Source organism: Alteromonas profundi, assembly GCF_010500865.1.
Classification (GTDB): Bacteria; Pseudomonadota; Gammaproteobacteria; order Enterobacterales; family Alteromonadaceae; genus Alteromonas; species Alteromonas profundi.
This window is the reverse complement of sequence record NZ_JAAAWN010000001.1, coordinates 278,996-290,779: the sequence shown is the minus strand read 5'-3', so window position 1 is coordinate 290,779 and position 11,784 is coordinate 278,996. Positions and strand designations below refer to the sequence as shown.

General features: G+C 45.3%; 9 protein-coding genes. 4 read left to right on the top strand and 5 right to left on the bottom strand.

Annotated features, from left to right (window positions below):
- Positions 1-31: 31 nt before the first annotated feature.
- Positions 32-1,399, top strand: a complete 1,368-nt coding sequence (gene mltF, locus GTH32_RS01270) for a membrane-bound lytic murein transglycosylase MltF (RefSeq protein WP_163083414.1) — start codon at positions 32-34, stop codon at positions 1,397-1,399.
- Positions 1,400-1,638: 239 nt separating this feature from the next.
- On the opposite strand, the gene tadA is transcribed toward mltF, so the two are convergent.
- Positions 1,639-2,181: a tRNA adenosine(34) deaminase TadA gene (tadA, locus tag GTH32_RS01265; protein WP_163083413.1), complete on the bottom strand. Its 543-nt coding sequence runs from the start codon at positions 2,179-2,181 to the stop codon at positions 1,639-1,641.
- Between the two features lie 170 nt (positions 2,182-2,351).
- Here tadA and GTH32_RS01260 point away from each other — a divergent pair, with 170 nt between their 5' ends.
- The gene (locus GTH32_RS01260) at positions 2,352-2,534 is read left to right on the top strand and encodes a hypothetical protein (RefSeq protein ID WP_163083412.1); all 183 of its coding nucleotides are present in this window, start codon (positions 2,352-2,354) and stop codon (positions 2,532-2,534) included.
- A gap of 70 nt (positions 2,535-2,604) precedes the next feature.
- Positions 2,605-2,838: a hypothetical protein gene (locus GTH32_RS01255; protein ID WP_163083411.1), complete on the top strand. Its 234-nt coding sequence runs from the start codon at positions 2,605-2,607 to the stop codon at positions 2,836-2,838.
- Between the two features lies 1 nt (position 2,839).
- On the opposite strand, the gene GTH32_RS01250 is transcribed toward GTH32_RS01255, so the two are convergent.
- Positions 2,840-4,774 (bottom strand): monovalent cation:proton antiporter family protein, encoded by a 1,935-nt coding sequence (locus GTH32_RS01250; RefSeq protein WP_425482349.1) that lies wholly within the window; start codon positions 4,772-4,774, stop codon positions 2,840-2,842.
- A 195-nt stretch (positions 4,775-4,969) separates the two neighbouring features.
- Here GTH32_RS01250 and GTH32_RS19690 point away from each other — a divergent pair, with 195 nt between their 5' ends.
- The gene (locus GTH32_RS19690; protein ID WP_163083409.1) at positions 4,970-5,869 is read left to right on the top strand and encodes a diguanylate cyclase; all 900 of its coding nucleotides are present in this window, start codon (positions 4,970-4,972) and stop codon (positions 5,867-5,869) included.
- 63 nt (positions 5,870-5,932) lie between these two features.
- On the opposite strand, the gene tilS is transcribed toward GTH32_RS19690, so the two are convergent.
- From tilS to dnaE, 3 genes are all read right to left on the bottom strand, one after another.
- Complete coding sequence (gene tilS, locus GTH32_RS19685) at positions 5,933-7,267, bottom strand: tRNA lysidine(34) synthetase TilS (RefSeq protein WP_163083408.1); 1,335 nt, start codon at positions 7,265-7,267, stop codon at positions 5,933-5,935.
- Positions 7,268-7,290: 23 nt separating this feature from the next.
- Positions 7,291-8,247, bottom strand: coding sequence for an acetyl-CoA carboxylase carboxyl transferase subunit alpha (accA, locus tag GTH32_RS01235; protein WP_163083407.1), 957 nt, complete (start codon positions 8,245-8,247; stop codon positions 7,291-7,293).
- Between the two features lie 68 nt (positions 8,248-8,315).
- Positions 8,316-11,780, bottom strand: a complete 3,465-nt coding sequence (dnaE, locus tag GTH32_RS01230; protein ID WP_163083406.1) for a DNA polymerase III subunit alpha — start codon at positions 11,778-11,780, stop codon at positions 8,316-8,318.
- Positions 11,781-11,784 lie beyond the last annotated feature (4 nt).

The window sequence follows — 11,784 nt, the reverse complement described above, 5'->3', positions numbered from 1 at the left end:
TCGCAGCATTTACAACAATACATAAAGGCCTATGCAGTTGCCAGACTACAAAAACCGATTAAAAGCGGTAATATTTATCGTCTTATGCTTTTTCGCCACCAGTTGTGGTGCCCCAAAAGTGCCCCATGCATTATCTACCTTATTAGAACGCGGTTCGGTAAAAGTAGGTACCCTCTATGGCGCTGCTACCTATTACAACGGTGCTGAAGGTCCTCAGGGGTTCGAATACGAGTTGCTCGCAGGCTTTGCTGATTACTTAGGGGTAACACTCGACCTCTACCCCTTTTATAGCTACGAGGCTATGCTTGAGCAACTGGAAGAAGGAAATTTGGATATTGTCGCCACCGGCGACGCCGTGACCCAAGCGCTACAAGACAGGTTCGCGTATGGTCCTGCCTATCAAACCGTTTCACAGTACCTTGTCTTTAAAGCCGGAGCCTCGCGCCCTAATAATATCGAAAATTTGTCTTTCCCCGTGGTGGCGGTCGCCGGTAGTAGCCAGGCTCACCTTTTACATACTATTAGCTCTGACAGTGACGTTTTGGTGACAACCACTGAAGACTCCGATTCTGAAGAGCTATTGCAACAAGTAGCAGAGGGCGACATCGCCTATACGGTGGCAGATAGCAATCGGCTTGCATTACAACGACGCCGCTACCCTAACCTTGCGGTAGCAAGCACGCTAAACGAAACCATGCCAATGGCGTGGGCGCTTAACCGTGTTCAAGACGATTCGATTAAGGCTGCGATGGTGGAATATTTTGGCACAGTACATCAGTCAGGCTGGTTTACTGTTTTAGAAGAAAAGTACTTCGGCCATATTCGACAATTTGACTATGTTGATAGTCGCGCCTTTAACAAGGCGGCGGAGCGTACATTAAAACCCTATAAACCTTGGTTTCAGCAATACGCTGGGGATCTGGATTGGCGTTTACTCGCCGCCATGAGCTACCAAGAGAGTCACTGGAAACCTGAGGCTGTTTCAAGAACCGGTGTGCGCGGTTTAATGATGTTGACCATGGATACAGCGAATGACTGGGATGTAGAGGATAGAACCGACCCAGAACAAAGCATCCGTGGAGGCGCGCGTTACTTTGCTAGTTTACTCAGCCGTATTCCTGCGCGTATTAAAGAACCTGACAGAACCTGGATGGCCATGGCCGCTTATAATATAGGCATGGGCCACTTAGAAGACGCACGTATACTTACCGAACGACAGGGCGGCAATCCAGACCTATGGGTTGACGTTAAACAACGGCTGCCCCAGCTTAGACAAAAAAAGTATTACCGCACCACCCGCTATGGTTATGCTAGGGGGGATGAAGCCTTACAATATGTGGATAATATCCGGCGTTATTACGACAGCTTAGTCTGGCTAGATGAACAACAAAGAATATAAAGCGCATCTGTTGAAAATTGTCATGTCGGTGTCATATTTCTTCGATAGCGTAGCGACAGGCAAGGGTAAACTCTTGCCCTGTTTCTCCGTTGTTAACGTATCTGGAGGAAAAATGAAAAGACGAAAATTTATGAAAAAGGATGTAGCTTTGAAAAATAATAACCGACGCAGATTGATGTTAAAGCGCATGCATCAAAAAGTACTACAAAGACGCAAGCACTATGTTACAAGCGATATGTTTACTCAGTTGAACCGCAATTCTTAAGCGCGGCCCGTTTTGCCCTTTTCGCTCGCTTAATTTCATCTCGACGCTGCTTAAAAAATGCCGATAACTTACCCGCACACTCTTCTTTAAGCACGCCAGAGGTTATCTCAGTGTGGTGATTTAATGCTGCATGCTGCAATAAATTCATCACCGAGCCCGCTGCCCCCGTTTTTGCATCACTGGCCCCATAGACTACCCGCTGGACTCGGGCATGCACCAACATGCCAGCACACATAGAACAAGGTTCAAGGGTGACATATAAGGTAGCATCTACAATGCGATAGTTTTTTAGCGTTTTCGCCGCCTCACGTACCGCCATCATTTCAGCATGGGCAGAGGGATCATGATCTGTGATGGGGGTGTTCCACCCTTCTCCCACGACGTTACCTTGATACACCACACACGCGCCTACCGGCACCTCGCCCATACCCTCGGCCTTATCAGCTAACGCGAGTGCGTGCTTCATCCACTTGATGTCTTCATCACTTACAACGTGATGACTATTTTGATTATTCATTGGTTAAATTTACTATTTTTAGGCCTAATTAACCCTGCCCACCGATATACCATTCGGAAAAAATAACTTAGGGCATTGAAAAATATAGACTTTAAGAATTGGCCACTATCTTGCTAACTTGTTTTAAACCAGCGTGTAATTGCGTTATTTATTTATCATCAAAGTGGGCGATGATGAATTGGAAAACTGGCAACCCAGTACCCGAGCACATTCAATTATCTGTAAAGCCTACCTTTAAGGGCATGAGCAATGTTGACGTATGTTTTTTGCACAATGCCTACGTACTTTATGTGTCTTGGTATATGCTATTAATTACCGTGGTAATAGTAACGAAAAATACAGTGAGAACGTAGTCTTTAGTTAAGTCGTTTGTACTTCACTTTCGCTAAACTCACGTTCAAATGCAAATATGAGGGATTAACCATGAATTTAACTGCCATCTTTATTGTTGGGATCGTCTGTTGGGCCATTGTCGCTATCATTGATAGTGTAAAAGATAAAAGCAAAGACAAATTAAGCAGCAAGCAAGCGCAAACATACGAGTCAGAGATTGCATCACTGAAAGAGCGTGTTTCGGTACTTGAGAAAATCGTCACCGATGAAAAATATGATTTAAAAAAGCAGTTTGATGACTTAGAAAAAGACAAAGTCGCTTAATTCAAAAGTCATCGAGGAGTTTTCGTTCAGCGCGTTCTACTCGTCTAGGCTTACCTGCAATAACCACCACATCGTGAGGCTGTAATACAGCCTCGTGATCCGGATCGGTAAGTTCAGTTCCGTTTCTGCGCAACCCTTTTACACTTACCCGCATCTTAGCAAAATCAATATCTTTAATACGCTTGCCCACACAAGAGGCATGTTCTGTCAGTACAATAGCGTGGATAAACTCTAATTTGTCTTCCGTGCCGTACGATATTTCTGTGGTTTCGCCGGGGTAAAAGCCATGGAGATGATCGTAACGCCCTTTTCGTTCAGCTCGTACCCGCTTTAAAATACGAGACATGGGGACACCTGCGTAGTGTAGAACCTGAGAAATCAGCATTAAGCTGCCTTCTTGTAACTCTGGCACCACCTGATTGGCGCCCGCACTATAGAGGCTCTCAAGCTGATAATCTCGTTTCGTACACACCATAACATCAATGGTGTCTGAAATTTGACGGGTACGACTTATCACTTGCTTAGCCTTTTCACTTTCATCGAAAGTCACTAACACCAATGTGGCTTCTTGCACATTGGCATTAATTAAAATGTCCTTTTGACTCGCATCGCCAAATAATACAGGTTCACCCGCATTTCGACTTTCATGGGCACGTACAGGGTCAATATCTATGGCAATGAAATGGATACCCTCCATTTTTAGCATTCTTGCAACAGACTGGCCTACCCGCCCAAAACCACAAATTACCACGTGCTTGGATAAGGGGTGTGATGAGGACATATTAGACGACGAGGCTTCGATTGCCGGTGCTCGCACTAACTTTTTAGCAATACTAACACTATGGTTAATTAGCCAAGGGGTTAGCGCCATGCTAATAACCCCCATGCTCACTATAAGCGAAGACTGCTCTGTAGTAAGCACCTCATGAGAGGTACCAAGGGCGGCAATAACAAAACTGAACTCTCCAATTTGGCAAAGCTTTATACCGGCCGACCATGCATCTAAGGGCTCTGTTTTAACCATATTGGCGGCTATACGCACTAACGCCACCTTAACCACCATGAGCATTAGCACCCCAAATGTGATAGTAAATAAATGGTGCCATAGCACTGCTAGGTCGAGTTCCATTCCTACTGTTACGAAGAATAACCCCATAAGAATATCGCGGAAGGGCCTAATATCAGCCTCGAGTTGATACTTATACTGGCTTTCTCCTAACATCATGCCGGCTAAAAACGCCCCTAACGCCATCGAAAGCCCAAAGTAATAAGTCAGTCCACCCGCCAATAAGGCTATTAAAATGGTAGTTAACACAAAAAGTTCATCTGTACGTGTACGGGCCACCTCTCTAAATACCCACGGCAACACCCATTTGCCAATAGACATCAATAAGGCAATAACAAAAATACCTTTCAACAAAGCTTCGCCTAAGGCTATTGCAATACTCACCTCGCCACTTTGTGCAAGTAACGGTATGGCAATTAAAAAAGGCACTACGGCCAAATCTTGAAATAGTAGAATACTTACCGCCAACTGGGTTCGACGATTATTTAAGATCCCCATTTCAGTGGCCTGTTTTATAACGATTGCTGTAGAGCTCAGTGCCATGGCGCCACCAATAATAATTGAGGCGCTCAGCGAAACACCAAAAACCAAAGGAATGGCAGTAAATACGCTCGTGGTTAGTAACATTTGCCCTAAGCCGACGCCGAATACTAGAGAGCGCATGGCCATAAGCTTAGGTAATGAAAATTCAAGGCCCAGTGAAAATAATAAGAAAACGATGCCAATTTCCGCTAACAAGTGCATTTCTTGTGGGTGAGAAAATAGCGCTAGAAGCTGCGGCCCTGCAAGGATCCCCGCGAATAAGTAGGCAAGGATGGGAGGTAAATGGATACGCTTAAAGCCAGCGACACTGCATACCGCTATAAACATAAGCGCAATAATATTTAAAAAAACATAGTCCAAATTTTATCTCCTGCGCAATACTTGGCATCCCGATTGCAAAACGATAAGCAAAGCATGCAAAAAACGGCAATGATTGCCGCTCTGTGAAGGCAGAACTGTCAGGGCTTTGACGCAAATACAAGTTTTGCATACCGAAGCGTTTTGCTAATAAGGGGCATTTCCGTGGATCTTTCAACCACTATCTACGATAGCACACAACATGACAACTTCTATCCCGCTGCTAGTGCAGATCACGGGCTTTCTGTAAGTGAACTAACAGCGTTTATTAACGATTTAATGGCAACGCTGGTGCTTGAAGAGTTGGGGAGCATTTACTTTAATCATTTACAGGTATTGTTACCTATCGAAGGATTAAGTTTATCTGATTTCGACGCTCGCTGGGTTTATGGAAGAGCTTCGCTCACCTCTGTACCATTAGAGTTACCGGTGAATAACGTAGCTTCTTTGGATGAACAAGCGCATAACGCCTATTACTATTTAACCCAAACCCTTACCATGTCGCAACGAACGATACTCGTTCAATTGCATGATATGTTTACTAAGCAGCTAGGCCATGCCCTTGCTTATAGACAACTGCATAAAATGGCAACAAAAGATATGCTAACAGGCCTTGGAAATCGTAGTGCTTTTGATGAAGCGCTTACCCGTCAATTAGGGTGGGCACAAAGACATCATGAACCCTTCGCGCTGCTGGTAATCGATTTAGATAACTTTAAAACGGTAAATGATACTTGGGGTCACCGAGAGGGTGATAACGTGTTAGTGACAATAGCTAGCCAACTTAAGGGTTTACTTCGAGACGAAGACGAAGCGTTTCGCTTTGGTGGGGATGAGCTATGCTGCCTGTTAGATTGTCAATCGCAGCAACAGCTTGCTTGCGCGGCGGCGCGCATACAACACAACCTTAAACAGTCTGATTACTTAAACAAACGACATATTACCTGTAGCCTAGGCGGAACCATTTATCGCGCAAATGATGACGCCGGTAGTTTGTTTGACCGTGCCGATAAAGCCTTATATAAAGTTAAAAACTCAGGCAAATGCGGATACCACGCTGCATAGCATACATGCCAGTGTGTTTGCCACCCGGCAAATCTTTGCCTAAGAGTATTACCTGTAATAAAGCTAGCGATTACCATCGCTAATAACCAATGGTTTAATATCCAAACATAATGAGGCAGGGAAATTCGCTAGCTTAATAAGCGTTTGATTGACTACCAGCGCGATGGGCTCGCTACCATGAAAAATAACGGGCACATAAGCCCGCTCCCATACTGGTACCTTCCATTGTTTAAACCAATCCTTAAGGGGTTTAGTCACCCGCGATGAAGCTGGCTTTATCTTTACACCTTTGACCCCAGTTTTCACGGTTAACCTTGCTGTATCTGATAGCGTAGTCTTTCCTGCCCAGCAAATTTCAAGCTTAAGCCACGGTAAGGGCAGGCTCTCAAAAGGAGTTAGTCTAAACTCTTGGCTATTTGGCTGCTTCGGGGGTAAAACCCAATATAAATTACTTTGATACCTTGCAACTTTTCCCCACGAAAATGTGACCTCTGGTGTCGCGTCCTGTTTAGCCTCAAGCATAGATAACACTTGTGCAAGCTGCGCTTGACTCGGCACACGTTCATTATTTTGTGCAAACCATTGACGCACAACTACACGCTGCCATTGCAGTGAGAGAGAGGCTAACGATACCCCGTCTAATTGCGTGGGTGAAACAGTGCACAACGCCAGCTTTTTAGCGCCTTCTTCTTCTATCAGAGCCGACTGTTCAGCACATAACTCGGCGCTACGCCCGGCCGTTTTTGCAAGCTGCGGCCAGCGCTTTGTAAGTTGAGGTAAAATCTGATTGCGCAGAAAATTCCGATCGTAACTGTCATCGCCGTTAGATTCATCTTCCACCCACTCTATCGCTAAAGCATTTGCCGCCTGTAGGATAGCCTGCTTATTTTCATGTAGCATAGGGCGCAATGTGAGTATGTTATTGCGCCACTGACATTCGCCCATACCAGAGAGCCCATGCGGCCCGGCGCCCCGCTTTAATTGCAATAGGATAGTCTCAAGCTGATCTTCACTATGTTGGCCAAGGCACAGAATACTTTGATGGTCTTTGCAATACTGATGAAGCGCCTTATAGCGCTCATCACGGGCTTGTGCTTCTAGACTGGTACGAGTGGGGTTGTCAATATTAACCGCAATCTGAGTGAAGGTAACGTCTAACAAACGGCACTGTAACTCACAATGCTGTGCCCATGCGTCGGCGTTTGCACTTAAGCCATGATGGACATGAACCGCACTTAGCTCAATACTGTGGTTGTCACGATAATCGGCTAAGGCATGCAATAACAAAGAAGAATCTACACCGCCGCTGTAAGCGACGGTAAGGTGGATAGAAGACGCAGACGCACCAGCAAGTAACCTGTTTACGGTATTACCAATACGTTCAACAATATTACTCACTGGCGTGTTTCACTTAACTTGGCCTAACAATATCCGAAAGACATCAAGCGCTGATAACGCTCTTCCATAAGGGTGGCATTGTCTAAGGATTTAAGTTGGCTAAGCTGCTGTTTTAACGTTGCCTTAAGGTTTGCGGCCATGCCGTTATGGTCGCGGTGAGCACCACCTAGTGGCTCTTCAACAATGCTGTTGATAAGGCCAAGCTCTTTAATTTGTGGCGCACTTACACCCATGGCTTCTGCTGCTAATGGCGCTTTTTCGGCGCTCTTCCATAAAATAGACGCGCAACCTTCTGGAGAAATTACCGAGTAGGTGGCGTACTGCAACATATTGACTCTATCGCCGACACCAATGGCAAGTGCACCGCCTGAACCACCTTCACCGATTACGGTACAGATAATAGGGACTGTTAGTTCTGCCATTTCAAACAGGTTTTTGGCGATAGCCTCACTTTGACCACGCTCTTCAGCACCTACGCCTGGATAAGCTCCAGGGGTGTCGATAAAAGTGATAATCGGCAATTTAAAGCGCTCAGCCATTTTCATAAGACGTAACGCCTTTCGGTAACCTTCTGGTTTAGGCATCCCGAAATTACGCTTAATTTTCTCTTTTGTGTCGCGGCCTTTTTGATGACCTATTATCATAACAGGCTGATCATCAAGCATAGCCGGGCCGCCAACAATCGCTTTATCGTCAGCAAATGCTCTATCACCTGCTAGTTCGTCGAATTCAGTAAAAATACGAGGAATATAATCTAGCGTGTACGGGCGCATGGGGTGTCGTGCAAGTTGAGAAACTTGCCAAGCACCTAAATCCGAAAAAATCTTTTTCGTTAACTCGACACTCTTGCCGCGTAATTTATTGATTTCTTCTTCAATGCCGACATCGAATTCACCGCCTTGATTCACCAACCTTAGCTCTTCAATTTTTGCTTCTAATTCGGCTATTGGCTGCTCAAAGTCCAAAAACTGTATACTCATTTTGTGTCCTATTCGTACTACGCTCATCAGTGCCAACGCGAGATAGTTAATTTATCGAACTCTTCCTGTTAATGGTAGAGTATTGACACGGCTTTTTCCCCTAAACATTGCTTAAGGTCGTGAAGTAGTTGATCTTCTGGCGTAACAAACCATTTGGCGCTACAGGATAACGTAGCTTCTACATCAGGATGGGTTACGACTAATTGAACCGGGCAACTACCACCGGTAAAGCCCTGCAAAATAGTTTGCAATTGGCTCATTTTATTTTGTTCAAGCGATTGGGTGTCTATATTCAGTGCCAATGCTCTCGCGTTTTTCTCCCGTGCTTGAACAATGTCCATAACATCACGGGCGGTGATTGTATTGCCCCCAGAGAAATCATCAAAGCTGACCTGTCCCTTTATCAGCAATATTTTGTCCGATTCCAGTACACTTTCGAACTGTTCGTACATATCGGGGAAAAAACGCGCATCTATTCGGGCACTTTTATCATCGAGTGTCACGATGGCCCAGCGACGTCCTCGTTTGTTCGTCATTACTCTTACGCCGAGTACTAATCCTACCGCATTTGCCATCTGATCTTTGGCTGTAGGTTTAAGATCGACCAACCGCCCTTCCGTGTAATACTTTATCTCATCGGCATATTGGTTAATAGGGTGACCGGTAAGGTAAAGACCCAATGTGTCTTTTTCACCTTCTAACCATACCTTCTCTGGCCATTGAGGTACATCGGCAAACGCCTGCATAACCTCTTCGGGTTCTGTGGTTAATAAACCGAACATATCTGACTGACCAAAGGATTCTGCTTTCGCGTGTTGGCCTGCGGCGGCAATAGCCTCCGGCAACGTAGCCATAAGTGCAGCTCTGTGCGGCCCTAGGTTGTCCATAGCGCCGGCCAAAACCAGCTTTTCTAATACCCGCTTATTTACGCGTTTTACATCTATTTTTGCACAGAAATCGAAAAGATCTTTAAACGCCCCTTGTGTTTCTCGGGCTTCAATAATGGCTTCGATTGGGCCTTCACCCACACCTTTTATTGCGCCAATGCCGTAAACGATACGCCCTTCACTATCAACGGTAAATTTATACTTACCTGCGTTTAGGTCTGGGGGTAATATCTCAAGCCCCATTCGTTCACATTCATCCACCAAGGTGACAATTTTGTCGGTATTATCCATATCGGCAGACATAACTGCTGCCATAAATTCAGCAGGATAATGCACCTTTAACCAAAGCGTTTGATATGACACCAAGGCGTAGGCGGCAGAGTGAGATTTGTTAAACCCGTAACCGGCAAATTTCTCTACCAAGTCAAAAATTTTCATCGCAAGATCAGGGTCGATGTTATTGTTCTTAGACCCTTCAGCGAAAATACTTCGCTGTTTTGCCATTTCTTCTGGCTTCTTCTTACCCATTGCTCGACGCAACAAGTCAGCGCCACCTAATGAGTAGCCGGCCATTTCTTGAGCAATTTGCATAACCTGCTCTTGGTATAAAATAATACCGTAAGTCGGTTCAAGAATTTCTTTAAGACATTCGTGCTGATACTCGGCGTCAGGATAAGATATTTCTTCCCGGCCATGTTTACGGTCAATAAAGTTATCAACCATGCCTGATTGCAATGGGCCGGGACGGAACAAGGCCACTAGCGCGATAATATCTTCGAAGCAGTCGGGTTTCAGGCGCTTGATAAGCTCCTTCATACCACGGGATTCTAATTGGAAAACCGCCGTGGTCTCAGCATTTTGTAGCGTTTTGAAACTGCGCGGATCTTCCAACGGAATGGCGGAAATATCGACATCAATATTTTTACCTTCCTTGATCATATCAATGGCCCACTGAATGATTGTCAGTGTGCGCAGCCCCAAAAAGTCGAATTTGACTAACCCAGCGGTTTCTACATCGTTCTTATCAAACTGGGTAACTGGGTTTTTACCTTCGTCATCGCAATACAGTGGCGAAAAGTCAGTGATGGTGGTTGGCGCTATTACTACCCCACCAGCATGTTTACCGGCATTACGGGTAACCCCCTCTAATATACGGGCCATATCGATAAGGTCTTTTACCTCTTCGTCTTGGTCATATATTTCAGGCAGTTGGGGTTCAACATTAAAGGCCTTTTCCAAGGTCATACCTGGGTCGGGCGGGATAAGTTTTGAAATACGATCAACGAACCCATAAGGGTGGCCTAACACTCGCCCAACATCCCGCACCACAGCTTTTGCCGCCATGGTACCAAAAGTGATAATTTGCGATACGGCTTGGCGACCATAAAGCTCGGCAACGTGATCTATCACTTCATCTCGACGATCCATACAGAAATCAACATCGAAATCTGGCATAGAAACACGTTCAGGGTTAAGGAAACGTTCGAATAGTAAGTCAAACTCAAGTGGGTCTAGGTCGGTAATTTTAAGCGCATAAGCCACTAAGGAGCCTGCACCTGACCCCCTTCCTGGACCAACAGGAATACCGTTGTCTTTACTCCACTGAATAAATTCCATAACGATGAGGAAGTAACCGGGAAAGCCCATTTGGTTAATCACTTCCAGTTCAATCTTTAAGCGCTCATCATAAGCCCCGCGCTGCTGTTCACGCTCTTTTTCGTCAGGAAAAATAAACGCCAGACGCTCTTCCAGTCCTTCTTCTGACACTTTCACGAGGAAGTCTGCCGTCGTCATTCCTCCCGTTGGAAATTGCGGCAGGAAATATTCATCTAGGCGGACAGTTACATTGCATCGCTTAGCAATTTCTACCGTGTTTTCTATGGCTTCAGGAATATCGCTAAACAGCGATACCATTTCATCGGCACTGCGTAGATATTGTTGTTCGCTATAACGTTTGGGCCGTCGACTGTCATCTAAGGTATAGCCATCATGAATACACACGCGAATTTCATGTGCTTCAAACCCTTCTTTATCAATAAAGCACACTTCGTTGGTTGCTACCACAGGAAGCGCTTGTTGCTCAGATAATTCCACAGCGCGGTGTAAGTAGTCTTCTTCACCAGGGCGGCCGGTGCGGGTTAACTCTAAGTAAAAGCGGTCAGCAAAATGGGTTTGATAAAAGGCTAACCCTGCATCCAAAATTTTACTGTTATTTTTCGTTAGCGCTACGCCTATATCGCCGTGGAGCCCACCAGATAGAACCAGAACACCTTCTGCATGTTCGGCTAACCACGCCTGGTCAATAACAGCTCTATGGGCCACATGGCCGCGCAAATACGCTTTTGAAATAAGTATGGTTATATTCTTATAACCTTCGTTGTTCATAGCCAACAAGGTTAATCGGAAAGGTTCGTCGCCAAAGGTATCATTAGTGACCCAAAAATCTGTGCCGATAATTGGCTTGATGCCTAGACTGTGGGCGGTGGAATAAAACTTAACTAAACCACACATGTTCATTTGATCGGTAATGGCGACTGCAGGCATGCCTAATTCAGCCACCTTAGAAAGGATGGGCTTAACCTTGTTAAGCCCATCCATCATTGAATAGTCACTGTGTACACGTAAATGAATAAAAGGCGAGGACATGATT

What these genes read in the sequence shown, in the direction of transcription:
- GTH32_RS01255 (WP_163083411.1), top strand. Translation starts at nt 2,605, where the DNA reads ATGAATTTAACTGCCATCTTTATTGTTGGGATCGTCTGTTGGGCCATT.
- accA (WP_163083407.1), bottom strand. Translation starts at nt 8,247, where the DNA reads ATGAGTATACAGTTTTTGGACTTTGAGCAGCCAATAGCCGAATTAGAA.
- dnaE (WP_163083406.1), bottom strand. Translation starts at nt 11,780, where the DNA reads ATGTCCTCGCCTTTTATTCATTTACGTGTACACAGTGACTATTCAATG.
- GTH32_RS01260 (WP_163083412.1), top strand. Translation starts at nt 2,352, where the DNA reads ATGATGAATTGGAAAACTGGCAACCCAGTACCCGAGCACATTCAATTA.
- tadA (WP_163083413.1), bottom strand. Translation starts at nt 2,181, where the DNA reads ATGAATAATCAAAATAGTCATCACGTTGTAAGTGATGAAGACATCAAG.
- GTH32_RS01250 (WP_425482349.1), bottom strand. Translation starts at nt 4,774, where the DNA reads ATGTTTATAGCGGTATGCAGTGTCGCTGGCTTTAAGCGTATCCATTTA.
- mltF (WP_163083414.1), top strand. Translation starts at nt 32, where the DNA reads ATGCAGTTGCCAGACTACAAAAACCGATTAAAAGCGGTAATATTTATC.